General features: G+C 71.6%; 21 protein-coding genes. 8 read left to right on the plus strand and 13 right to left on the minus strand.

Features of this window, described 5'->3' with window-relative positions:
* Positions 1–124 precede the first annotated feature (124 nt).
* The 3 genes from DCW30_RS10640 (at position 125) to DCW30_RS10650 (ending at position 2,452) form a co-directional block, all read left to right on the plus strand.
* Entirely contained in the window at positions 125–736 is a 612-nt protein-coding gene (locus DCW30_RS10640) for a Uma2 family endonuclease (protein ID WP_232626770.1), read from the plus strand.
* Positions 737–778: 42 nt separating this feature from the next.
* The gene (locus DCW30_RS10645; RefSeq protein ID WP_076685286.1) at positions 779–2,077 is read left to right on the plus strand and encodes a M18 family aminopeptidase; all 1,299 of its coding nucleotides are present in this window, start codon (positions 779–781) and stop codon (positions 2,075–2,077) included.
* Positions 2,078–2,221: 144 nt separating this feature from the next.
* Positions 2,222–2,452, plus strand: a complete 231-nt coding sequence (locus DCW30_RS10650) for a hypothetical protein (protein ID WP_062774477.1) — start codon at positions 2,222–2,224, stop codon at positions 2,450–2,452.
* Positions 2,453–2,471: 19 nt separating this feature from the next.
* Here DCW30_RS10650 and DCW30_RS10655 read toward each other — a convergent pair whose 3' ends face one another.
* Positions 2,472–3,275, minus strand: a complete 804-nt coding sequence (locus DCW30_RS10655) for a carbon-nitrogen family hydrolase (protein WP_076685287.1) — start codon at positions 3,273–3,275, stop codon at positions 2,472–2,474.
* Between the two features lie 179 nt (positions 3,276–3,454).
* Between DCW30_RS10655 and DCW30_RS10660 the strand changes: the two genes are divergently transcribed.
* Positions 3,455–4,279 carry a maleylpyruvate isomerase family mycothiol-dependent enzyme gene (locus tag DCW30_RS10660; RefSeq protein ID WP_076685288.1) on the plus strand — a complete coding sequence of 275 codons (825 nt, stop codon included), beginning with the start codon at positions 3,455–3,457 and terminating at the stop codon, positions 4,277–4,279.
* 43 nt (positions 4,280–4,322) lie between these two features.
* Here DCW30_RS10660 and DCW30_RS10665 read toward each other — a convergent pair whose 3' ends face one another.
* Complete coding sequence (locus DCW30_RS10665; protein ID WP_079250053.1) at positions 4,323–5,657, minus strand: MFS transporter; 1,335 nt, start codon at positions 5,655–5,657, stop codon at positions 4,323–4,325.
* A complete protein-coding gene (locus DCW30_RS10670) occupies positions 5,654–6,373 on the minus strand; it encodes a GntR family transcriptional regulator (RefSeq protein ID WP_237283403.1) in 720 nt (239 codons plus the stop codon). The genes DCW30_RS10665 and DCW30_RS10670 overlap by 4 nt, the downstream gene beginning before the upstream one ends.
* A 265-nt stretch (positions 6,374–6,638) precedes the next feature.
* On the opposite strand from DCW30_RS10670, the gene DCW30_RS10675 reads away from it, so the two are divergent.
* On the plus strand, positions 6,639–7,475 hold the full coding sequence (locus DCW30_RS10675; protein ID WP_076685290.1) for a D-alanyl-D-alanine carboxypeptidase family protein: 837 nt from the start codon (positions 6,639–6,641) through the stop codon (positions 7,473–7,475).
* Positions 7,476–7,550: 75 nt separating this feature from the next.
* Here DCW30_RS10675 and DCW30_RS10680 read toward each other — a convergent pair whose 3' ends face one another.
* Genes DCW30_RS10680 through pdhA form a run of 3 tightly spaced genes read right to left on the minus strand, consistent with a single transcriptional unit; the run spans position 7,551 to position 11,286 of the window.
* Positions 7,551–9,053 carry a dihydrolipoamide acetyltransferase family protein gene (locus DCW30_RS10680; RefSeq protein WP_076685291.1) on the minus strand — a complete coding sequence of 501 codons (1,503 nt, stop codon included), beginning with the start codon at positions 9,051–9,053 and terminating at the stop codon, positions 7,551–7,553.
* A gap of 11 nt (positions 9,054–9,064) precedes the next feature.
* Entirely contained in the window at positions 9,065–10,084 is a 1,020-nt protein-coding gene (locus DCW30_RS10685) for an alpha-ketoacid dehydrogenase subunit beta (protein ID WP_076685292.1), read from the minus strand.
* A gap of 2 nt (positions 10,085–10,086) precedes the next feature.
* Complete coding sequence (gene pdhA, locus DCW30_RS10690; RefSeq protein WP_062774463.1) at positions 10,087–11,286, minus strand: pyruvate dehydrogenase (acetyl-transferring) E1 component subunit alpha; 1,200 nt, start codon at positions 11,284–11,286, stop codon at positions 10,087–10,089.
* A gap of 393 nt (positions 11,287–11,679) precedes the next feature.
* Between pdhA and DCW30_RS10695 the strand changes: the two genes are divergently transcribed.
* Positions 11,680–12,339, plus strand: coding sequence for a response regulator (locus DCW30_RS10695; RefSeq protein ID WP_062774461.1), 660 nt, complete (start codon positions 11,680–11,682; stop codon positions 12,337–12,339).
* A 73-nt stretch (positions 12,340–12,412) separates the two neighbouring features.
* On the plus strand, positions 12,413–12,835 hold the full coding sequence (locus tag DCW30_RS10700) for a pyridoxamine 5'-phosphate oxidase family protein (protein WP_076685293.1): 423 nt from the start codon (positions 12,413–12,415) through the stop codon (positions 12,833–12,835).
* Positions 12,836–13,023: 188 nt separating this feature from the next.
* Here DCW30_RS10700 and DCW30_RS10705 read toward each other — a convergent pair whose 3' ends face one another.
* Positions 13,024–14,580, minus strand: coding sequence for a protein kinase domain-containing protein (locus DCW30_RS10705; protein WP_129299890.1), 1,557 nt, complete (start codon positions 14,578–14,580; stop codon positions 13,024–13,026).
* Between the two features lie 306 nt (positions 14,581–14,886).
* Between DCW30_RS10705 and DCW30_RS10710 the strand changes: the two genes are divergently transcribed.
* Positions 14,887–16,533: a protein kinase domain-containing protein gene (locus DCW30_RS10710; RefSeq protein WP_076685295.1), complete on the plus strand. Its 1,647-nt coding sequence runs from the start codon at positions 14,887–14,889 to the stop codon at positions 16,531–16,533.
* A gap of 65 nt (positions 16,534–16,598) precedes the next feature.
* Here the strand turns inward: DCW30_RS10710 and DCW30_RS10715 are convergent, their stop codons facing one another.
* From DCW30_RS10715 to DCW30_RS10740, 6 genes are all read right to left on the minus strand, one after another.
* The gene (locus DCW30_RS10715; RefSeq protein ID WP_076685296.1) at positions 16,599–17,141 is read right to left on the minus strand and encodes a bacterial proteasome activator family protein; all 543 of its coding nucleotides are present in this window, start codon (positions 17,139–17,141) and stop codon (positions 16,599–16,601) included.
* A 65-nt stretch (positions 17,142–17,206) separates the two neighbouring features.
* Positions 17,207–17,620 (minus strand): hypothetical protein, encoded by a 414-nt coding sequence (locus DCW30_RS10720; protein WP_076685297.1) that lies wholly within the window; start codon positions 17,618–17,620, stop codon positions 17,207–17,209.
* 151 nt (positions 17,621–17,771) lie between these two features.
* Positions 17,772–18,749: an NAD(P)H-quinone oxidoreductase gene (locus DCW30_RS10725; RefSeq protein ID WP_076685298.1), complete on the minus strand. Its 978-nt coding sequence runs from the start codon at positions 18,747–18,749 to the stop codon at positions 17,772–17,774.
* Positions 18,750–18,929: 180 nt separating this feature from the next.
* Complete coding sequence (locus tag DCW30_RS10730; protein ID WP_205576672.1) at positions 18,930–20,036, minus strand: potassium channel family protein; 1,107 nt, start codon at positions 20,034–20,036, stop codon at positions 18,930–18,932.
* Positions 20,024–21,487 (minus strand): molybdopterin molybdotransferase MoeA, encoded by a 1,464-nt coding sequence (locus DCW30_RS10735; protein ID WP_076685300.1) that lies wholly within the window; start codon positions 21,485–21,487, stop codon positions 20,024–20,026. The genes DCW30_RS10730 and DCW30_RS10735 overlap by 13 nt, the downstream gene beginning before the upstream one ends.
* A complete protein-coding gene (locus DCW30_RS10740) occupies positions 21,484–22,764 on the minus strand; it encodes an NTP transferase domain-containing protein (RefSeq protein WP_237283404.1) in 1,281 nt (426 codons plus the stop codon). Before DCW30_RS10740 ends, DCW30_RS10735 begins: the two co-directional genes overlap by 4 nt.
* Between the last annotated feature and the right edge of the window lie 83 nt (positions 22,765–22,847).

The following is a 22,847-nucleotide window of genomic DNA, read 5'->3' on the forward strand; positions in this document are numbered from 1 at the left end:
GTTCGACCGGATTCCTCTCGCACGTCAGCACGATGCCGTCATCTGATCATTTCGGGTGGCGGCATCGTCGTACGCGCTGGGTAGGCTGAACCAACGGCCGAGAATCCCGTCCATGGGAGGAACCATGACCGCCGAAGCCCGCACCGAAGCGCTGCACGCACTCCAGCCCGACGGCTCGGCGTGGCCGATGCCGCCCCAGGACGGCTACACGACGGACGAATTCTTCAGCCTCGACCTCCCGCCGCACACAGAGCTGATCGACGGGAGCCTGATCTTCGTGAGTCCGCAGCGCAAGTTCCACACGCTCGCCATGTACCTCTTCGAACAGGGGCTGCGCACCACCGTCCCCGAGCACCTGCGGGTCCGCCGCGAGATGGCCGTCGTCCTCGGCCGCAGGCAGGCGCCCGAGCCGGATCTCGTGGTCGTGACCGCGGAGGCCGACGCCGACCAGACACAGACGCGATACCGCGCGGAGGACGTCCTGCTCGCCGTGGAGGTCGTCTCGCCCGACTCCGAGGAGCGCGACCAGGACACCAAGCCCCGCAAGTACGCGGCCGCCGGAATCCGGCACTACTGGCTGGTCAGGATGGACGAGAACAAGCGGCCCGCCGTCCACACCTTCGAACTCGACCCGCACACCGGCGGCTACGCGCCCACGGGCATCCACCACGACCGGCTGAAGCTCGCGGTGCCGTTCACCATCGACATCGACCTCACCGAGATCGACCGCCTCTGAGCTCCACGTCGTACGGGCGGTGCCCCCATTAGGCTGACAGCCATGCGTACACCCTCCGGCCCCTTCGACCGCGGCCACACCGAAGACCTCATGACCTTCCTCGCCGCGAGCCCCACGCCGTACCACGCGGTGGCGAGCGCCGCCGAGCGCCTGGAGAAGGCCGGTTTCCGGCAGGTCGAGGAGACCGAGGCCTGGGACGGTACGACCGGCGGCAAGTACGTGCTCCGCGGCGGCGCCATCGTCGCCTGGTACGTCCCCGAGGGCGTCGCGGCCCACACGCCCTTCCGCATCGTCGGCGCCCACACCGACTCCCCCAACCTCCGCGTGAAGCCGCGGCCCGACGCGGGCGGCCACGGCTGGCGCCAGGTCGCCGTGGAGATCTACGGCGGGCCGCTGCTCAACTCCTGGCTGGACCGGGACCTCGGCCTCGCCGGCCGCCTCTCGCTGCGCGACGGAACCACCCGGCTCGTGAACATCGACCGGCCGTTGCTCCGCGTGCCGCAGCTCGCCATCCACATGGACCGCTCCGTCCACACCGACGGCCTCAAGCTCGACAAGCAGCGGCACATGCAGCCCGTCTGGGGCCTCGGCGACGACGTCCACGAGGGCGACCTCATCCGCTTCCTGGAGGACGAGAGCGGCCTCGGCGAGGGCGACGTCACGGGCTGGGACCTCATGACGTACTCCGTCGAGCCACCCGCCTTCCTCGGCCGTGACCGCGAGCTCGTCGCCGGCCCCCGCATGGACAACCTCCTGTCCGTGCACGCCGCGACGGCCGCCCTCGCCGCCGCCGCGAGCGCCGAGACCCTGCCGTACATCCCCGTGCTCGCCGCCTTCGACCACGAGGAGAACGGCTCGCAGTCCGACACCGGCGCCGACGGCCCGCTCCTCGGATCGGTCCTCGAACGGTCGGTGTTCGCGCGCGGCGGCACCTACGAGGACCGGGCGCGGGCCTTCGCCGGGACCGTCTGCCTCTCCTCCGACACCGGTCACGCCGTCCACCCCAACTACGCCGAGCGGCACGACCCCACGCACCACCCGCGCGCCAACGGCGGCCCCATCCTCAAGGTGAACGTCAACAACCGCTACGCCACGGACGGCGCGGGGCGCTCGGTGTTCGCCGCCGCGTGCGAGAAGGCGGGCGTGCCGTTCCAGTCGTTCGTCTCGAACAACGCGATGCCCTGCGGCACGACGATCGGCCCCATCACGGCGGCCCGGCACGGCATCAAGACCGTCGACATCGGTGTGGCGATCCTGTCCATGCACAGCGTGCGCGAGCTGTGCGGCGCGGACGACCCGTACCTGCTCGCCAACGCGCTCGTGGCGTTCCTGGAGGGCTGACACGGGCCGGCGCGGACCCTGACGCGTCGTCTGTTCGCGGCGGAGCCCCGGCCGTTGCCCGACGGCGGGGGCTCCGCTTTCCGTGTGGGGTCGGCTCAGCCGGGTACACGGTCGGCGCAGCCACGACACAGGGAGGCGGTCCATATGGGCCTGGGCGGATGCATCATTCTCATCGCCGTGGGCGCCATTCTCACGTTCGCGACCGACTGGAAGATGGAAGGCTTCAACGTCACCGTCGCCGGTCTCGTCATGATGGCGGTCGGGATCATCGGCGTCGCCGCGTTCACCAGCATCGCGCGGCGCAGGCGCGCGGTCGTGCCACCGGTCGCGCAGACCACGGTCGTCGACCCCGACCAGGAGCGCAGGGGCTACTGACCCGCGACGGCGGGGCGGCTCAGCGGCGGGGCGCCGGTGAGCCGAGGACGCGGTCCTTCAACGCGGGGAACTGCTCCCGGGTGGCGGCGACCCTGGCGGGGTCCAGGTCCACGGTCAGGACCTCCTCGCCGTCGCCCGCCTCCGCGAGCACCTCACCCCACGGGTCCACCACGACGCTGTGCCCGGCCTGGTCCACGCCCGCGTGCGTGCCGCCGGTGCCGCACGCCAGGACGTACACCTGGTCCTCGACCGCCCGCGCCCTGGCCAGCAGCGTCCAGTGCTCGCGCCGCCGCGCGGGCCAGCCGGCCGGGACGACGAACATCTCGGCCCCGGCGTCGACGAGCCCCCGGAACAGCTCGGGGAAGCGCAGGTCGTAGCAGGTGGCGAGGCCGAGCGTCGCGCCCGGCGTCCGTACCGTCACCAGCTCCGAGCCCGCGCCCATCAGCACCGCCTCGCCCTTGTCGAAGCCGAAGCGGTGGATCTTCCGGTACGCGGCGGCCGGCTCACCGGTGGGGGAGAACACCAGGGACGTGTTGTAGAGGGGCCCCTTTGGGTCACGCTCGGGGATGGACCCGGCGTGCAGCCACACGCCCGCATCGCTCGCCGCCTTCGCCATCGCTTCGTACGTGGGCCCTTCCAGGGGCTCGGCCTCGGCCGCGAAGGCTTCGTAGGCGAAGGCGCCGGTGGTCCACAGCTCGGGGAGCACCACGAGATCCGGACGCTCCCTCGCCGCGACCTCGCGCACCAGTGAAGAGACCCGCGCGCGGCGGGAATTGACCGGTTCGCCCTCGTCTACGGCGATCTGGATGAGAGAGGCGCGCACAGTACCACCGTCCTGCCGTTCGGGATCCGTCATCACCGTCAAGCACAGCCTACGATCGTCACACGAAAGCACTGCCGGGGTGCCTGTGGGCAGCGTACTGTGAATTTCCGGGGGAACCCCCGGACCCCCACGACGCCACCCAGACACCCACCGCCCGCGTACGACCGCCGAGGGGTCCCGTGAGTCTCCATCCCAGCCTGCAAAACTACGCCGAAGCCTGGACCCACTCCGTGGAAGCGATATCCCAGCTGGTGTCGCCGCTCGCCGAGGGGGAGTGGAACTGGGCCACGCCCTGCCCCGGCTGGTCCGTGCGGGACATCGTCTCCCACGTCATAGGCCTCGACTGCGAGATGCTGGGCGACCCGCGCCCCATCCACACCCTCCCCCGCGACCTGTACCACGTGCAGACCGAGGGCCAGCGGTACATGGAGATGCAGGTCGACGTGCGGCGTCACCACACCGCGCCGGAGATGACCTCCGAGCTGGAGTACACGATCATCCGCCGCTCGCGTCAGCTGCGGAACGAGTCCCGGGACCCCTCGACGAAGATCCGCGGCCCCCTCGGCTCCGAGCAGACCCTCGAACTGGCCATGCGGATGCGGGCGTTCGACGTGTGGGTGCACGAGCAGGACCTGCGGACGACGCTGCGCCAGCCGGGCAACCTCGACTCCCCCGGCGCCTACGTCGCCCGGGACCTCCTCCTCCAGGGCCTCCCGAAGGTCGTCGCCAAGCTGGCGGGCGCGCCCGCGAACTCGGCGGTGGTCTTCGACGTGAGCGGCCCCGTCGAGTTCCTGCGCACGGTCCGCGTGGACGCCGACGGCAAGGGCGCGGTGGACAGCTCGCCCTCCCTCGGCCCGCTCGTCACCATCGGTCTCGACTGGGAGACCTACTTCAGACTCGCCTGCGGACGCGTGACGTACGCGGCCGTGGCCGACCAGGTCAAGGCCGAGGGCGACCAGGAGCTCGCGGAGGCGATCCTGCGCAACTTCGCGGTGACCCCGTAGCCCCGTCGCCCCCGCGGCCCCGCCGCTCCACGGCCCCGGCGCCTCACGCCGGTACGTGCACGGCCTCCACGCGGCTGGCCACCAGCTGCTCCCGCTCCCGGCGCACCGCCCGTCGCCGGAGCCGCAGGATCTGGCTCAGCCCCACCGCCTCGAGGACGAACACCGCGGAGAACGCCACGCGATAGTCGTCCCCGGTGGCGTCGAGCAGCACGCCGATCGCGAGCAGCGTCGTCATGGAGGCGATGAAGCCGCCCATGTTCGTGATGCCGGAGGCCGTGCCCTGCCGCTCCGGGGGATTCGCGGGCCGCGCGAAGTCGAAGCCGATCATCGAGGCGGGCCCGCAGGCGCCGAGCACGGCGCACAGCACGATCAGGAGCCACATCGGGGCGTGGTCCCCGGGGTAGGCCAGCGTGGCCGCCCAGACCGTCGCCGTGGCCCCGATGGTGCCGAGCGCCAGCACGAGCCGCGCCGCGTGGTTCCGGGCGACGATCTGCCCGTAGACGAGGCCGATGACCATGTTGGACAGGACGACGAGGGTCAGCAGCTCGCCGGCGGTCGCCCGGGAGAGGCCCTGCGCCTCGACGAGGAACGGCAGGCCCCAGAGCAGCAGGAAGACCATCGCGGGGAACTGCGTGGTGAAGTGCACCCAGAGGCCGAGCCGGGTGCCGGGCTCGCGCCAGGACAGGGCTATCTGGCGGCGGACGTAGGCGCCCCCGGTGTGGGACACCGGCTCCGGCGCGTGGCCCTCGGGGTGGTCCTTGAGGAACAGCACGGTCAGGACGAGGACGACGACGCCGCAGAGCGCGCTGCCCGCGAAGGCCGTGGTCCAGCCGAGGGAGTGCAGCATCCGGGCGAGGACCAGCGTGGAGACCAGGTTGCCCGCCATGCCGACGAGGCCCGCGAGCTGGGCGACGAGCGGCCCGCGCCGGGCGGGGAACCAGCGGGTGCCGAGCCGCAGCACGCTGATGAAGGTCAGCGCGTCACCGCAGCCGAGCAGGGCGCGCGAGGCCAGCGCCATCCCGTACGAGGGCGAGAACGCGAAGCCGAGCTGCCCCACCGTGAACAGGACCACGCCGATGGTCAGCACCTTCTTGGTGCCGAGCCGGTCGACCATCAGGCCGACGGGTATCTGCATGCCCGCGTAGACCAGGAGCTGGAGGATGGAGAAGGTCGACAGGGCCGAGGCGTTGACGTGGAAGCGGTCGGCGGCGTCGAGTCCGGCGACGCCGAGCGAGGTCCGGAAGATGACGGCGACGAAGTAGACGGCGACGCCGATCGACCAGACGAGGACGGCCTTCCCGCCGCCCAAGGGGTCCTTCCCGGCCCCTTCGGAGCCGGGGGAAGGATCGCCGGGCGCGGGGGCGGGGGTCGCGCTCATCGGACCTCGCCCCGCGCCAGGTCCCGGAACCAGCCGACGTGCCGCGTGACGACCGCGACCGCCGCGTCGGCGTCGCCCGCCACCAGGGCGGCGAGGATCTCCTCGTGCTCCGCCAGCGTCTTGGCGATCCGGTCGGGGTGGGAGTGCATCACGGCGACGCCCATCCTGAGCTGCCGGTCGCGCAGCTGGTCGTAGAGCCGGGAGAGGATCTCGTTGCCGCCGCTGCGCACGATCTCCGCGTGGAAGCAGCGGTCGGTGACGGCCGCGGCGGCGAAGTCCCCTGCGGCGGCCTGCACCCGCTGCTGGTCGAGGAGTTCCCGCAGTCGGGCGAGGAGAGCGGCGGGCGCGGGCACGGCCTTGCGCACCGAGTGCCTCTCCACCAGCAGCCGGGTCTCGACGACGTCCGCGATCTCCTGGGCGGAGACGGGCAGGACGAGGGCGCCCTTCTTCGGGTAGAGCCGCAGCAGCCCCTCGACCTCCAGCTTCAGCAGCGCCTCGCGCACCGGGGTGCGGGAGACGCCCACGGCCTCGGCGAGCTCGCCCTCGGTGAGGAGCGTGCCGCCCTCGTAGCGGCGGTCCAGCACGGCCCGCTTGACGTGGGCGTAGACGCGTTCCGCGGCGGGCGGCTGCTTGGCGGGGTGCGCGCCGGCGCCGGCGGGGCCTCCGGTGCTGATGGTGGTGCTGGTGGCGGGGGGCGTCATGGCTCTGGCTGGCATGCGCACAGCATAGATACAACACGTATACGCGAGGAGTCCCGGTCCATATGCCGGAATCCGGGAGGCCCGGTGACCGGAATCCGGGAGCGCGGAAGCACCGGCAACTGGCGGCGATTTCCGTACATCCATTCCGCCCTCTCACTCGTCTTAGAGGTGAGCGGCCCCCTCATGTGGCCGTAATCCAGGGGCATTTGGAGCGAAGATCTTGAAAACCGGCATCAAGGGCGTACGTCGCGTATCGGCCGTTACCATCACCGCGAGCGCGATGCTGGCCGGCGGCGCCCTCACCGTCCCGGCCCACGCGGCCGCACCCCCGAAGCCGTCGATCGTCGCCAAGGGCGGCTATGTGATGAACAGCGGCAACGGCAAGACGCTCTTCACCAAGACCGCCGACACCCGCCGTTCCACCGGCTCCACGACGAAGATCATGACGGCGCGCGTGGTGCTCGGCCAGCGGAACCTCAACCTGGATTCCAAGGTCAAGGTGGAGAAGGCGTACGGCGACTACATCGTCGACAACAACTACGCCTCCTCGGCCCGCCTGATCGTCGGCGACAAGGTCACGGTCCGCCAGCTCCTCTACGGGCTGATGCTGCCCTCGGGCTGTGACGCCGCGTACGCGCTCGCCGACAAGTTCGGCAAGGGCTCGACGCGCAAGGCCCGCGTGAAGAACTTCATCGGCCAGATGAACACCACGGCCAAGAACCTGGACCTGAAGAACACGCACTTCGACTCGTTCGACGGCATCGGCCACGGCAAGAACTACTCGACGCCGCGCGACCTGACGAAGCTCGCGCGCAGCGCGATGAAGTACTCCACGTTCCGCACGATCGTGAAGACCAAGTCGACGAAGCAGAAGGTCACCACGAAGTCCGGCGGCTACCGCTACATGTCGTGGAAGAACACCAACAACCTCCTCGGCTCCTACCGCGGCGCCATCGGCGTGAAGACGGGCTCCGGCCCGGAGGCGAAGTACTGCCTCGTCTTCGCCGCGACCCGCAACGGCAAGACGGTCATCGGCACGGTCCTGACCTCTTCCTCATCGAGCGCCCGCATCTCGGACGCGAAGAAGCTGCTCGACTACGGCTTCAAGGTGGCGTGACGCTCGCGTAGAGCGCCCACAGCGCAGAGGGCCCCGCCGCGGACGACGCGGCGGGGCCCTCTGCTTCTCTCGCGCCTACGACCAGGTCATGAGCCGCTTCGGCTGCTCCAGGATGGCCGCCACGTCGGCGAGCACCTTGGAACCGAGCTCCCCGTCCACCAGGCGGTGGTCGAAGGAGAGCGCCAGGGTGGTCACCTGGCGCGGCTTGACCTTGCCCTTGTGCACCCACGGCTGGAGCTTGATCGAGCCGACCGCGAGGATCGCGGACTCGCCCGGGTTCAGGATCGGGGTGCCCGTGTCGACGCCGAAGACGCCGACGTTCGTGATCGTGACCGTGCCGCCCTGCATGGCGCCGGGCGAGGTCTTGCCCGCGCGGGCCGTGGTGACCAGCTCACCCAGGGACTCGGCGAGCTCCGGCAGGGTCTTGGCGTGCGCGTCCTTGATGTTCGGCACGATCAGACCGCGCGGGGTGGCCGCGGCGATGCCCAGGTTCACGTAGTGCTTCTGGACGATCTCCTGGTTGGCCTCGTCCCATGTGGCGTTCACCGCCGGGTTCCGCTTGATCGCGACCAGCAGGGCCTTGGAGATCAGCAGCAGCGGATTGACCCGCAGGCCCTCGAACCCGTGCTCGGCGGGGTCCCGCTTGATCTCCTCGATCAGCTTCATCGTCCGCGTCACGTCGACCGTCACGAACTCCGTGACGTGCGGGGCGCTGAACGCCGAGTCGACCATCGCCTGCGCGGTGGCCTTGCGCACGCCCTTGACCGGGATACGGGTCTCCCGGGCGTCCGTGGCCACCGCCGTGCCCGTCGCCGGGGCCGGTTCCCGGGCCGGGGCGGCCTGCGCGGGTGCGGCAGGGGCGGCGGGTGCGGCCTGCGGGGCCGGGGCCTCGGGCCGCGCCGGGGCGACCGCCGCGTGGACGTCCTCCCGGGTGATGATCCCGTCGGGACCGGACGGCGTGACCGTCGCGAGGTCGACGCCGAGGTCCTTGGCGAGCTTGCGCACCGGGGGCTTGGCGAGCGGACGCGGGGCGTGGCCGTTCAGGTCGGGCCGAGCCGCCGGTGACGGCGCGGGGGCGGGCTCCGCCGCGGGGGCGGCGGGCGCGGCCTCGGCCGTGCCGTTCACCCCGGTCGCGTCGGTCTTGCGGGCGCGCCGCTTGGTCGAGGACGCGGCCACCCCGTACCCCACGAGGACGGGCTGCCGTCCCTCGGGGGCGGCCTCCTCCGCGGGCGCGGTGGCCTGGGCGGGGGCGCTCGCCTCGGCCGGGGCGGCGGTCTCCGGGGCGGGCGCCGCGGCGGGGGCCGGAGCGGTCACCCCGCCCGACACGTCCACCGCGATGATCACCTGGCCGACGTCGACCGTCGTGCCCTCGGGGAAGCGCAGCTCACGCACCACGCCGTTGAACGGGATGGGCAGCTCGACGGCCGCCTTCGCCGTCTCGACCTCGCACACGACCTGGCCGTCGGTGACGGTGTCACCGGGTGCCACGTACCACTTGAGGATCTCCGCCTCGGTGAGCCCCTCGCCCACGTCCGGCATCTTGAACTCTGCAAGAGCGGTGTCTGTCATCGTCGTCACGACCCTCTCCCTCAGTACGCCAGCGAGCGGTCGACGGCGTCGAGCACCCGGTCGAGACCCGGCAGGTACTCCTCTTCGAGGCGCGCCGGCGGGTACGGGGCGTGATAGCCGCCGACCCGGAGCACCGGGGCCTCCAAGTGGTAGAAACACCGCTCCGTGATCCGCGCCGCGATCTCCGCGCCCGTGCCGAGGAAGACCGGCGCCTCGTGGACGACGACGAGCCGGCCCGTCTTCTCCACCGAGGCCTGCACGGCGTCGAAGTCGATCGGCGACATGGAGCGCAGGTCGAGGACCTCCAGGGACTTGCCCTCCTCCTCGGCCGCCGCTGCCGCCTCCAGGCACACCTTCACCATCGGGCCGTACGCCACGAGCGTGAGATCGCTGCCCTCGCGGGCGACGGCGGCCTTGTGCAAGAGGGCCGATCGGGATCTCCCCTGCTCGAGCGAAGCCGAGAGCTCGGGGAACGCTTCCTTGTCGACCTCGCCCTTGTCCCAGTACCGCCTCTTCGGCTCGAAGAAGATCACCGGGTCGTCGCTCTGGATGGCCTGCTGCATCATCCAGTAGGCGTCCGCGGAGTTCGAGGGGGAGACCACCTTCAGGCCCGCGACGTGCGCGAACAGCGCCTCGGGCGACTCGCTGTGGTGCTCGACGGCGCCGATGCCGCCGCCGTAGGGAATGCGGACGACGACCGGCATCTTGATCTTGCCGAGCGCGCGGGCGTGCATCTTCGCGAGCTGGGTGACGATCTGGTCGTACGCCGGGAAGACGAAGCCGTCGAACTGGATCTCCACCACCGGGCGGTACCCCCGCAGGGCCAGGCCGATGGCGGTGCCGACGATGCCGGACTCGGCGAGCGGGGTGTCGATGACCCGGTCCTCGCCGAAGTCCTTCTGCAGCCCGTCCGTCACGCGGAAGACGCCGCCGAGCTTGCCGACGTCCTCGCCCATGATGAGGACCTTGGGGTCGTTCTCCAGCGCCGTGCGGAGCGATTCGTTGATCGCGCGGGCGATGGGCAGTTTCTGGACAGCCATGGTTACTTGACCTCCCCGGCCGCGGGGGCGTCCGCGAACGACGCCTGGTAGGCGGCGAACTGGGCGCGCTCCTCGTCGACGAGGGCGTGCCCGTCGGCGTACGCGTTCTCGAAGATCGCCATCAGGTCAGGGTCCGGCATCGCCCGCACCACCTCTCGCACTCGCTTGCCCAACGCTTCGCTCTCGTCGTCGAGTTCCGAGAAGAACGACTCGTTCGCGTGACCTTCGGACTCCAGGTACGCCCGCAGCCGCAGGATCGGGTCCTTGGCCTCCCAGGCGACCCGCTCGTCGTCGCTGCGGTACTTGCTCGGGTCGTCGGAGGTCGTGTGCGCGCCCATGCGGTACGTGAACGCCTCGATCAGCGCCGGGCCCTCGCCGTCGCGGGCCCGCTCAAGGGCCCACTTCGTCACCGCGAGGACGGCGAGGACGTCGTTGCCGTCGACCCGCACGCCGGGGAAGCCGTAGCCCTGCGCGCGCTGGTAGAGCGGCACGCGGGTCTGCTTCTCGGTGGGCTCGGAGATCGCCCACTGGTTGTTCTGGCAGAAGAACACGACCGGCGCGTTGTAGACCGCGGAGAAGGTGAACGATTCGGCGACGTCACCCTGGCTGGAGGCGCCGTCGCCGAAGTACGCGATCACGGCCGAGTCGGCGCCGTCCTTGGCGACGCCCATGGCGTAGCCCGTGGCGTGCAGCGTCTGCGAGCCGATGACGATCGTGTACAGGTGGAAGTTGTTGGAGTTCGGGTCCCAGCCGCCGTTGTTCACGCCGCGGAACATGCCGAGCAGGTTCGTCGGGTCGACCCCGCGGCACCAGGCGACGCCGTGCTCGCGGTACGTGGGGAACACGTAGTCGTCGTCGCGGGTGGCCCGGCCCGAGCCGATCTGGGCGGCCTCCTGGCCGAGCAGCGACGCCCACAGGCCCAGCTCGCCCTGGCGCTGCAGGGCGGTGGCCTCGGCGTCGAAGCGGCGGGTGAGGACCATGTCGCGGTACAGGCCGCGCAGCTCCTCGGCGGTGATGTCGGCGACGTAGGCCTCGTACTCGGCCGTCTTCGCGCTCTTGACCCGCTTGCCCTCGGGGGTCAGCAGCTGTACGAGCTCGGGTTCCGTGCTCTTCTGCGGCGCGGCCTTCTTCGCGCCGGCGCGCTTGCTGCCGCCTGTGCTGCTGCGGCGCGGTTTGCGCGCGGCGGTGCTCTCCACGGTCACGTGTGCTCCTCCGTCGGTCCGGCCCCCGGGGGTTACCGGGTAGGCCAGTGGGGCTCGCCTGCTCCGTGCCCGCGCACGGGGTGGGTGCGACTCGGCCGGGAACAGGCGTGACAGGTGCCCCGGCGAGCGCCCTGCACAATGCACGTTACCCAGTGCTCACCAATTCTGTGAAACCCCATCTGACCTGCGAATTTGCTTGGATTTCCAAGTAAATGACCACCGGCCGACTGCTTGGATTTCCGAGTAAACGCAGAGAATGGGGAACACTGCCTGGTCACAGCACTGATCACAGCCTGGCAGGGGGCCGGAACACCGGCACGTTATCCCGCCCACCCCGGGAACGGGAAGGGTTGGGCCCGGGCACCGAAAGAGATCGTGTGTGAGACTGGGCCCGTGCGCGAAGACGGAAAAATTACGGTTTTTCTCCTCGACGACCATGAAGTGGTGCGCCGTGGAGTCCATGAGCTGCTCTCCGTGGAAGCCGACATCGAGGTCGTCGGCGAGGCGGGCACCGCGGCGGACGCCCTGGTCAGGATCCCCGCGACCCGCCCTGACGTGGCCGTTCTCGATGTGCGCCTGCCGGACGGCAGCGGTGTCGAGGTGTGCCGCGAGATCCGCTCGCGGGACGAGGACATCAAGTGCCTCATGCTCACGTCGTTCGCCGACGACGAGGCCCTCTTCGACGCGATCATGGCCGGTGCGTCCGGCTATGTCCTCAAGGCGATCCGCGGCAACGAACTCCTGACCGCCGTACGCGACGTCGCCGCGGGGAAGTCCCTCCTGGACCCCGTCGCCACCGCCCGCGTCCTGGAGCGGCTGCGCGACGGCAACCGCACGAAGGGCGACGACCGCCTCGCGAGCCTCACCGACCAGGAGCGGAAGATCCTCGACCTGATCGGCGAGGGCCTGACCAACCGCGTCATCGGCGAGCGGCTGCACCTCGCCGAGAAGACCATCAAGAACTACGTCTCCAGCCTGCTGTCGAAGCTGGGCATGGAGCGGCGCTCCCAGGCGGCGGCGTACGTGGCCCGCCTGCAGGCGGAGCGGCGCTGACGGGACCTACGTCCCTTCGTCAGAGGGCCGGAGCCCCTTTTGAGGCCGCCTTCGCGTGCGTGAAGGTGGTGCCATGCCCACCGACGAACAGCTCGCCCTCGACCTGCTCGGCCGCACCGACTACGGCCGGGTGGCGACCAGCATGCGCGCGCTGCCCTTCATGGCGGCGGCCCGGCACGTCGTCGCCGACGGCAGGCTGCTCCTTCGGATGCACCGCGGACACGGCTATCACCAGGCGTGCGCCGGCAGCGTCGTCGCGTACGGCGCCGACAACCTGAACGCCGCCCCCGCGCGCGACGGCCGGTGGACCGTCCAGCTCATCGGCCTGTGCACGGCGGTCGAGCCGGCCGACGCCGCCCTGGAGCTCTTCGGCCCTCCGCCCGGCTGCGCCGACGGCGACCTCTTCGACCCGGTGTACCTGCGGATAGAGCCGCAGGTGACCAAGATCCACAGATTCGGCCCCACCCGGACCCGTCCCCTCCAACACCTCCGCTGACACCTCCGCGGGGCCCTGCCCCGTGGTGGGCAGCGTGCCGCGCCTAGGCCCCCGCTGTGGGCATTCGTGCCGCTGGGGCGGCACGGGTGGGCACAGCGGCATACCGCCGGGTGCCGCCTCCGCCCCTACGTCAGCGCGGACGCCGGGTCACGGCCGAAGGCCGAAAGGCACCGAAGCCGGGCCAGGGGTCACTCCTGGGGCTCGCCCCCGCCACCGCCGACGGGGTCCTCGCCCCCGCCGCCCGTGGGGTCGGAGGTGTCCGGCGGATCATCCGTCGGCTCGGTGGTCGGATCATCGGTCGGATCGGTGGCGGTCGGCTCCTGAGTCGGCTGAGTCGGCTGCGTCGGATTCACCGTGGGCCGCGACGGCCCCGTCGGCTGATTCGTCCGCGGCGGATAGTCCGTCTGCTCCCCGGACCCCTCCTCCGGCTCCGTCTCCTCGTCCGTCGTCTCGTCGTCCGCGCTCTTGCTGGGCTTCTTCTCCTGCGACTGCTTGGTCGTGGGAGTGGTCGGCGTGTCCTTCCCGCCCTTGTCGTCGGCCGCGCTCAGCGCGAACGCGACACCCACGGCGATCGCGATGACCGCGAGGGCGACGACGATCCAGACCTTGCCGCGGCCACCGCCCCTGCCCCCGTGGTGCGAGCCGTCGAAGCCGCCGTCGTCGCCGCCCGGCGGACGCAGCATGGGGCCGGGGATCTGGGCGGTTCCCGAGTCGGGGTGCGCCATGGCGCCCGCCCCGGCGACACCCATCGCCGGAGTGCTGCCGCGCTCGTGCATGTCGACGGGCCCGGTGTTCCAGGTGCCCGTGTGGCTGCCCTGCTCGTGCAGCATCTGGAGCGCGTACTGGACGAGGCCGCGCATCTCCTCGGCCGTCTGGAACCGGTCGTCCGGGTCCTTGGCCAGGGAGCGCATGACGAGCCCGTCCAGCTCCGGCGGCGCCGCGTCCGAGACCTCGGAGGGCGGGACCGCCTGGTCCTGGACGTGCTGGTAGACCACCGAGAGCGGCGTCTCACCGGTGAACGGCGGCCGCAGGGCCAGCAGTTCGTAGAGCAGACAGCCGGTCGCGTACAGGTCGGACCGGTGGTCGACGGCCTTGCCGAGCGCCTGCTCGGGCGAGAGGTACTGGGGCGTGCCCATGACCATGCCGGTCTGCGTCATCGTCGACTGCGCGCCGTGCAGGGCGCGCGCGATGCCGAAGTCCATCACCTTCACCGCGCCGGTGTGCGTGATGATGACGTTCGCCGGCTTGATGTCGCGGTGCACGATGCCGTGCTGGTGCGAGTAGGCGAGCGCTTCGAGCACGCCCGACACGATGATCAGGGCCTGCTCGGGGCCCGGCGCCTCCGCGTTGATCAGCAGGTCGCGGATCGTCCGGCCCTCGACGATCTCCATGACGATGTACGGGACGACGCTCGGCCCGACGACGTCTTCACCGGAGTCGTACACGGCGACCACGGCGTGGTGGTTGAGACCGGCGACGGACTGCGCCTCACGCGTGAACCGGGCCTTGGAGACCGGGTCCTCGGCGAGGTCGGAGCGGAGCAGTTTGACCGCGACCGTACGTCCCAGACGTACGTCCTCGGCCGCGAACACCTCCGCCATGCCGCCCCGGCCGAGGCGGTGCGTCAGCCGGTACCGGCCGTCGCCGACGAGCCCGCCATTGCCCCACAACTCGGGCGCGTCAGACATACCGCCGCCAGTCGCCTCGGGGTCGGACGGGCCCTGAGCGCGCTGCGTCTGTGCCATCAGTCCTCGCCGTCGTTTCTGGTCGTGGTACTAGGTACCGGGTACATCGCGATACGGGGTACTCCGTCGGCCACGCTACAGCCTTCTCACCACCCCCTGGTTCGAGGTGGACCGGACATCAAAGCCTTCCCGGGGGCGCATGCGCAAACTTGTAACGCTTCCGAGACGCTTCTTGCGCGTACGGTCACGGAACGGGCACCGAGCTTGACGTGGCATCCCCCTCGGGCAGACTTGGCCTGGAATAGCGGTAATCGATCACCAGCCGCGGAGCCGTCCGGGCGCCCGCGACGATGGGGGACGCACGAGATGAGCAGCCAGGACGGCGCACAGGGGCGGTACGCGGGGCGTTCGCTGGCCGGTGGCCGCTACCAACTGCGCGATCTGCTCGGCGAGGGCGGCATGGCCTCGGTGCACCTGGCGTACGACGCGGTCCTCGATCGCCAAGTCGCGATCAAGACACTTCACACCGAACTCGGCCGCGAACAGTCCTTCCGTGAGCGCTTCCGCCGCGAGGCCCAGTCGGTGGCGAAGCTCACTCACACGAACATCGTGTCGGTCTTCGACACCGGCGAGGACGAGCTGGACGGCGCGACGATGCCGTACATCGTCATGGAGTACGTCGAGGGCCAGCCGCTCGGCTCCGTGCTCGACGCGGCGGTGCGCCGGCAGGGCGCGATGCCGACCGACCAGGCGCTGAAGATCACCGCCGACGTGCTCGCCGCGCTGGAGATCAGCCACGAGATGGGCCTGGTCCACCGCGACATCAAGCCCGGCAACGTCATGATGACCAAGCGCAATGTCGTCAAGGTCATGGACTTCGGCATCGCCCGCGCCATGCAGTCCGGCGTCACGTCGATGACGCAGACCGGCATGGTCGTCGGCACCCCGCAGTACCTCTCGCCCGAGCAGGCGCTCGGCCGCGGTGTCGACGCGCGCTCCGACCTCTACTCGGTCGGCATCATGCTCTTCCAACTGGTCACCGGGCGGCTGCCGTTCGAGGCGGACTCGCCGCTGGCCATAGCGTACGCGCACGTCCAGGAGGAGCCGGTCGCTCCCTCCTCGATCAACCGTTCGCTGCCGCCGGCCGTCGACGCCGTCGTCGCCCGCGCGCTGAAGAAGAACCCGAACGAGCGCTTCCCGACCGCCGAGGCCATGCGCGACGAGTGCCTGCGGGTCGCCCAGTCCTTCCAGGCGGCGGCTCCCAGCATCGTGCCCGGCGCGCCGACGGCGAGCGGCGCGGGCGTCGGCTCCGCGGTCTTCCCGCCGGTCGACTCCTCGCTCCCGCAGCAGCCCGGCTCGGTCCAGACGCCGTACCAGCCGAACCCGTACGGCCCCTCCACCCCCGCTCCGGCGCCCACGCCGGGCTACGGCTACCCGCAGCAGAGCGGCTACCAGACCCCGGCGCAGGCCAACGCGTACGCCCCTCAGCACGGCGCGCACACCCCGCCGCCGTACAACCTCTCCCCCCAGCCGGCGACGGCCGCGTCCCCCTCGGGCGGCGCGTCCGGCCCGTCCGGCTCGGGCAAGAAGAACATGCCGGTGGTCATCGGCTCGATCGTCGTCGCCCTCCTGGCGATCGGCGGCCTGATCACGGCGATCTCCCTGAACGGCGGCGACGACGGAAAAGAAGCCTCCGACGACAAGTCGAAGCAGCCGGTGGCGGGCTACAAGGGCCCCGACCGCAACAACACCATCGAGAAGGAAAAGTGCACCGAGCCCGAGGTGGGCTACAACGACGAGAACAAGATCAAGGTCCCTGACTTCACCTTCAAGGACTGGAAGTCGGTCCTGTCCTGCCTGCAGGTCGCCGGGTGGAGCTACGACAAGCGCGAAATCGACGAGAACGCCTACGGCAAGGACACCGTGATGCGGCAGACCCCGAAGGAAGGCACGGAGGTCGACCCCAAGGGTCTGGACATCCAGTTCGACGTCTCCACGGGCAACCCGGCCTAGGGCGTCCGACGTCACAGGGGCCCGGCACGCGCGACGCGTGCCGGGCCCCTCCACGTGCCCACGGCCTACAGGTAGGGCCCGCCCGTGCGGCCCGCGAGGCCGCCCTCGTCGTCGTCATCGCCGCCGCCCACGCCGGGCGGCAGCGCCCGCCGCATCGACTCCAGCTGGGCCCGCGCGGCCATCTGCTGGGCGAACAGCGTCGTCTGGATTCCGTGGAAGAGGCCCTCCAGCCAGCCGACCAGCTGGGCCTGCGCGATGCGCAGCTCCGCGTCGCTCGGCGTCGAGTCGTCGGTGAAGGGCAGCGAGAGCCGCTCCAGCTCCTCGACGAGCTCGGGGGCGAGGCCGTCCTCCAGCTCCTTCACCGAGCTGGCGTGGATCTCCTTCAGGCGGACCCTGCTCGCCTCGTCGAGAGGAGCCGCCCGCACCTCCTCGAGAAGCTGCTTGATCATGCTTCCGATGCGCATGACCTTGGCCGGCTGTTCGACCATCTCTGTCACCGGAACCTCGCGGGATTCGTCGTCTCCGCCGCCACCGAGCGCCATCCCGTCCTGGCCCACGACCAGGACCTGGGGGCTCTCCGACGACCGTTCGCTCCTCGGCATCTCCATGCCGCCATTCTCTCGTACCCGTCCCTCACTTACCGGTGGTGCCCCCAACCGGAGGTGATCCACCCTCAGCCGCGCCGCAGCCGCAGCCCGAGGAAGCCGAGGCCTAGGCCGATGAGCAGCAGGCCGCCGCCGAGCGGCAGGACGCGGAGACCGGGCAGTACGGGCCCCGCGGGCTCCCGTTCCGCGCCGGGGACGGCGTCCCGGTGCGCCGCGGCGGCCGGCGGCATCTCGTGCGCCGGCACGTACGGGGACGGCTCGGGGGGTGGTGGCGGTGGGTCCGGGAGCCGCGGGTTCACGCCGCCCGGCCGTTCGCGGCCCTCACCGGCGCGGCTGCCCGCGCGGGCCGTCTCGTCGTCGAAGGTGAGCGGGCCGATCGGCGTGGGCGCGACCGCGTGCGCGACCGGAGGCGGCGGCGCGGCGGAGACGAGGACGGCGAGCAGCACGGCTGCCGTCGCGGACGATCCCCTGACGTGGCACATCGGGCCGACCCCCTCCCGCCGGCAGATCGCATGGCCGACAACCGCACCGAACACCTGTATCTCGACCAAACGTCACATGCCGGGACAAACCCGGCATCTCGATGCGTCCATACGGGGCCGGGCGGGAGGGGGAGTGGGCGTGCGTCGGGCCCTAGTGCTGGAGCAGCACCTTGCCGATATGGCTGCTCTCCTCCAGGATCCGGTGCGCCGCCGCCGCGTCGCGCATCGGCACCGTACGGTCGACGATCGGCCGCACGTGCCCCTCGGCGATCAGCGGCCAGACGTGTTCCCGCACCGCCGAGATGATCGACGCCTTCTCGGCGGTGGGGCGGGCGCGCAGGGACGTGGCGGTGACGGCGGCGCGCTTGCCGAGCAGCGCGCCGATGTCCAGCTCGCCCTTGGCGCCGCCCTGCATGCCGATGATGGCGAGGCGGCCGTTGACGGCGAGGGCCTGCACGTTGCGGTCCAGGTACTTGGCGCCCATGTTGTCGAGGATGACGTCCGCGCCCGCCCCGTCCGTGGCCCGCTCGATCTCCCCGACGAAGTCCTGCTCGCGGTAGTTGATCAGGACGTCGGCGCCCAGTTCCCCGCAGAAGTCCAGCTTCTCCTTGCTGCCCGCCGTGACGGCGACCTTCGCGCCGACGGCCTTGGCGAGCTGGATCGCCATGGTGCCGATGCCGCTGGAGCCGCCGTGCGCGAGCAGCGTCTCGCCGGGCCGCAGGTGGGAAATCATGAAGACGTTGGACCATACGGTCGACGTGACCTCGGGCAGCGCGGCCGCCGTCACGAGATCGACACCCTCGGGCACCGGCAGCAACTGGCCCGCCGGCACGGCGACCCGCTCGGCGTAGCCGCCGCCGGAGAGCAGCGCGCACACCTCGTCGCCCACCGCCCAGCCGGAGACACCGGGGCCGAGCGCGGTGATCCGGCCGGAGCATTCGAGGCCGGGGTAGGGGGACGCGCCGGGTGGCGGGTTGTAGAAACCCTGCCTCTGCAGCAGGTCGGCGCGGTTCACGGCGCCGGCCACCACCTCGACCAGCACCTCGCCCTCACCGGGCACGGGATCGGGCACCTCCGCCCACACCAGCGCTTCGGGCCCACCGGGTTCCGGAATCGTGATCGCATACATGACTCCGAGGCTACTCCGGCGCCCCCGGCCGGACGGTGTCGAGAAACGGCCCCCGAAGCCGCCGGCGAGGGTGCGCGGAACCGCACACCGGGCCAGGGCTCCGGGCGACCCTCTGGAGGGACGGCCCCGGGCCGCCGCCCGGACACGGCCGAGCCCTGCCGCGCCGGAGCCGGACGTCCCTCAGTCTCTCCGCAGGGGCTTCACGTCGGGCGCGACCACGGCTGTGGGCGTCGCCCGGACGATCGTGATCAGCCGATCGGTCAACTGCAGCTTCCCGACGGCCGGATCGTCGTACCCCAGTACGCGATGCCCTCGCACCACACTCACCACGAGGTCGTCCGTCTCCCGGACCCCCCGGCCGACCTCGGCCTTTATGACCGGCCGCTCGACGAGGTCGAGCCCCGTGCCCTGCTGGATCAGGTCCTCCATGACCATGCCCGCACTGGGGCTGAGCACGGAGAGCCCGAGCAGTCGCCCGGCCGCACTCGCACTGGTGATGACGGCGTCGGCCCCGCTCTGCCGGAGAAGCGGCGCGTTCTCCTCCTCGCGCACCGCCGCCACGATCTTCGCCCCGCGGTTCAACTGCCGCGCGGTCAGCGCGACGAGCACCGCCGTGTCATCGCGCTGCGTCGCGATGATGATCTGCCGGGCCCGCTGCACCTCGGCCCGGAGCAGCACATCGCTGCGCGTCGCGTCGCCGACGACCCCGGCGAATCCCTCCGCCGTGGCCGCGTCGATGACCTTCGCGCTGGGGTCGACCACCACGATCTGCTCCGGCTTCAGGCCGGTCGCGCGGACCGTCTGGATCGCCGACCGGCCCTTCGTGCCGAAGCCGACGACGACAGTGTGTTCACGCAAGTTGGACCTCCAGCGGGACAGACGCCATTCCTCACGCGTCCGTTCCGTCAGCACTTCGAGGGTGGTGCCGACCAAGATGATCAGGAAGAGCACGCGCAGTGGCGTGATCAGCAGGATGTTGGTGAGCCGCGCGCTGTCGCTGTACGGGACGATGTCGCCGTATCCCGTGGTCGAGAGCGTGACCGTCGCGTAGTACGTCGCGTCGAGGAAGTCGACACGGCTGTCCGAGTTGTCGTGGTACCCGCTGCGGTCGACCCACACGATGAACGTCGTCAGGGCGAGCACCAGCAAAGCCATCGCCAGACGCCGCGTGACCTGCCGCAACGGTCGCTCGACCACCCGCTGCGGCAGCTTGATCCGATGCGTTGTGTGGTGCTCCGCGGGGTCGCGGGCGATGGCGTCGTGTCCGGGAAGTTTCACGTGAAACACTCCCCGCCGAGATCCCCGGACACCGCCCACGGCAGATCCAGGATCTCCAGCTCCTGCCCCTGCCGCGCCCCGCCGGAGGGGACGACCGCGAGCCCGTCGGCCGCCGCGATGCCGCGCAGCATGGCGGGACCGTGGAAACGCAGCGGTACGGCGACCTCGCCCCGCAGCGTGACGGGCACGAGCCGGGTGTCGTACGGGTGCCCGTGCACGGCTTCACACACCGGCGCGGTGTACATCGGGGGCCCGCCCTGTCCCGACGCGCGCCCGGAGAGCGTACGCAACAGGGGTTCGGCCAGGGTGAGCAGGCCGGAGACCGCGGCGAGCGGATTGCCCGGCAGCCCGACGAGGTGCTGGTCCTCCTTGACCCGGGCGAGCAGCATGGGGTGCCCGGGGCGTACCGCGACACCGTCCACGAGCAGCTCGGCACCGATCCGGCTCAGCGTGGGGTGGACGTGGTCGACGGGTCCCGACGCGGTGCCGCCCGTCGTGACGATGACGTCGGCCGAGGACTTCCTGATCGCCTCGCGCAACGCCTTGGCGTCATCGCCGAGCCGCCGCACCTTCGTGACCTCGGCGCCGAGCGCACGCAGCCACGACGGCAGCATCGGTCCGAGCGCGTCACGGATGAGTCCCTCGCGCGGCAGCCCCTCGGTCAGCAACTCGTCTCCGAGTACGAGTACGTCGACGCGGGGCCTGCGGACGGTGGCGAGCGTGTCGTACCCGGCGGCCGCCGCCAGGCCGAGCACGGCGGGCGTGACCAGGGAACCGGCCGGCAGCAGATGGTCGCCGGTACGGCACTCCTGGCCGCGCGGGCGGACGTCCTGGCCCTGCACCAGGTCGCGCAGCGCGTACAGCCTGCCCTTGTCGTCCGTGCGGCCGTGCTCGCTGCGCAGGACCGCGGTGGCGTCCCTCGGGATACCGGCACCCGTCGCGATGCGCACCGCCTCGCCGTCCCCGAGCGGCGCGGGCTCACCGTCCCCGGCGAGCACCCCTTCGGCCCGTACGTCCCAGGGGCCCGGGCCCGCGACGGCCCAGCCGTCCATGGCGGAGGTGTCGAAGGAGGGCAGATCGGTGAGGGCGGTGAGCGGGGCCGCGAGGACCTTCCCGAGCGCCTGGGCGAGCGGCACGGAGGCAGTCGCCCCCTCGGGCGTCCGCGCGGCTCGCGTGGCCCGCGCGCGGGCCACGTCCCAGGGGGTGCTGTCCCTGTGCCTCTTCTCGCCGGGGGCGTTGGGCCCGGCTCCCTGCGGGGCCGACAGGGGCCCTGCCGCGTGACCTGCCGTGGGCCCTGTCGCGGGGCTGGTCGTGGGACCCGCCGCCGTCCCGGCCATCCACCCGGCCGCCGTTCCGGCCGCCGCCGTGGCGTGCGGAATGCTCCCGCGTCCCTTCCGCCCCTCGTTCACCAGGGCGAGGGCTTCATCGACCTCGGCATCGGATGCCGACGGGCCGGTCATCGGGGATCCGAAGGGGTTCGGGGGGACTGGGGGCTCCGGGGAGCTTGGTGGGTGGCCCGCGGTGCCTGGGAAGGCTGGGGGGCCGGTGGTGCTTCAGGGTCCCGCGGCGCTCGGGTGCTCTGTGGCGCCTCGGCGCCCTGCGACGCTTGGGGGCTCCGTGGCGATTGAGGGTCCCGCTGTGCCAGGGGGGCCTGGGGCGTCTGCGGGGCCTGCGGCTGAGGGTCTCGGGGAGTCTGCGGCGTGGCGGAGCCCGGCGTCGCGTCCTGCCGGTCCTCGTCCGCCCAGCGGGCCGCGAGCGCCGCGGCCTTGCGCGCCGCCTCGGCCACGGCTTCGGGACCGGCGGCGGGCCCGCCCCGCGTGGCCGCCTGCGCCGCCGCGTAGCCGACGAGGAAGGTGGTCAGCGGTGCCGCGGGCCGGGCCACGCCGTGCGCGGCGTCGCGAGCGAGGTCGAGGAGGGTGCCGGTATCGACGTCGAGATCGATGCCCAGTTCGTCCTTGACTGCGGAAATCCATTCATCCAACACGTGCCCATGCTCCCTGATGCGCGCCCGAGCGGCGGCGATGTCGTCCCAGGTGTCGCAGTCGAAGCCCGCGACGGGGTCCGCGACCCTGGCCAGGTCCAGCCGCGCGGTGAGCGACCGAAGCGGCAGCCCGAAGAGGCCACGCCCCTCGCCTCCACCTGCCACAACGGCACCACGGGACCCATGACCCGCCCCGCCGGGCCCACCAGGCCCACCAGGCCCACCAGGCCCACCAGGCCCACCAGGCCCAGGATTCGTCCCGCCAGGACCGCGCCCGGCCCCACCGTCGCCGGCGCCCTCGTCCGCGAGCGCCGCGATCTCCCGGCGCAGCACCCCGCTTCGATACGCCGCCACCAGCGGCTGCTCGCGCCCCTCGGCGTCGACGAGCACGGCTCCGTCCGTGGCGCTCTGCCGCAGGGCAGCCAGCAGTTGACGCACCGTCCGCTCTCCGAGGAACGGCAGGTCGGCGGAGAGCACCACCACGTGCTCCGCCGCCGTACACCGCAGCCCCGCGTCCAGCGCGGCCAGCGGCCCGCCTCCCGGCGGGTCCTCGCGGGCCCACACCACGGGCCGCGCGGTCGGTCTCGGTTCGGCCACCACGACCGTGGTCCCGGCGCCGGAACAGGCGGCGAGGACCCGGTCGAGCAGCGCGCGCCCGCCCACGCGCACGCCGGGCTTGTCGGCGCCGCCGAGTCGCGCGGCACCGCCCCCGGCGAGCACGACGACGTCGTACGCGGCACCCTCGTTCGCGGTCACCCCCCGAGTATGGGCGTACTCGGGATCATTGCCACCCCGCGGAGGGTCCTTCGCACCAGGGACTTACGTCACGGGTCGACTCT

This window comes from Streptomyces alfalfae, from assembly GCF_004127445.1.
Taxonomy (GTDB): Bacteria; Actinomycetota; Actinomycetes; order Streptomycetales; family Streptomycetaceae; genus Streptomyces; species Streptomyces alfalfae.

Excerpts from the sequence above, each read along its gene's own strand:
- DCW30_RS10640 (WP_232626770.1), top strand. The coding sequence starts at position 125 with ATGACCGCCGAAGCCCGCACCGAAGCGCTGCACGCACTCCAGCCCGAC.
- DCW30_RS10645 (WP_076685286.1), top strand. The coding sequence starts at position 779 with ATGCGTACACCCTCCGGCCCCTTCGACCGCGGCCACACCGAAGACCTC.
- DCW30_RS10650 (WP_062774477.1), top strand. The coding sequence starts at position 2,222 with ATGGGCCTGGGCGGATGCATCATTCTCATCGCCGTGGGCGCCATTCTC.
- DCW30_RS10665 (WP_079250053.1), bottom strand. The coding sequence starts at position 5,657 with ATGAGCGCGACCCCCGCCCCCGCGCCCGGCGATCCTTCCCCCGGCTCC.
- DCW30_RS10670 (WP_237283403.1), bottom strand. The coding sequence starts at position 6,373 with ATGCCAGCCAGAGCCATGACGCCCCCCGCCACCAGCACCACCATCAGC.
- DCW30_RS10675 (WP_076685290.1), top strand. The coding sequence starts at position 6,639 with ATGCTGGCCGGCGGCGCCCTCACCGTCCCGGCCCACGCGGCCGCACCC.
- DCW30_RS10685 (WP_076685292.1), bottom strand. The coding sequence starts at position 10,084 with ATGGCTGTCCAGAAACTGCCCATCGCCCGCGCGATCAACGAATCGCTC.
- DCW30_RS10700 (WP_076685293.1), top strand. The coding sequence starts at position 12,413 with ATGCCCACCGACGAACAGCTCGCCCTCGACCTGCTCGGCCGCACCGAC.
- DCW30_RS10705 (WP_129299890.1), bottom strand. The coding sequence starts at position 14,580 with ATGGCACAGACGCAGCGCGCTCAGGGCCCGTCCGACCCCGAGGCGACT.
- DCW30_RS10710 (WP_076685295.1), top strand. The coding sequence starts at position 14,887 with ATGAGCAGCCAGGACGGCGCACAGGGGCGGTACGCGGGGCGTTCGCTG.
- DCW30_RS10715 (WP_076685296.1), bottom strand. The coding sequence starts at position 17,141 with ATGGAGATGCCGAGGAGCGAACGGTCGTCGGAGAGCCCCCAGGTCCTG.
- DCW30_RS10720 (WP_076685297.1), bottom strand. The coding sequence starts at position 17,620 with ATGTGCCACGTCAGGGGATCGTCCGCGACGGCAGCCGTGCTGCTCGCC.
- DCW30_RS10725 (WP_076685298.1), bottom strand. The coding sequence starts at position 18,749 with ATGTATGCGATCACGATTCCGGAACCCGGTGGGCCCGAAGCGCTGGTG.
- DCW30_RS10735 (WP_076685300.1), bottom strand. The coding sequence starts at position 21,487 with ATGACCGGCCCGTCGGCATCCGATGCCGAGGTCGATGAAGCCCTCGCC.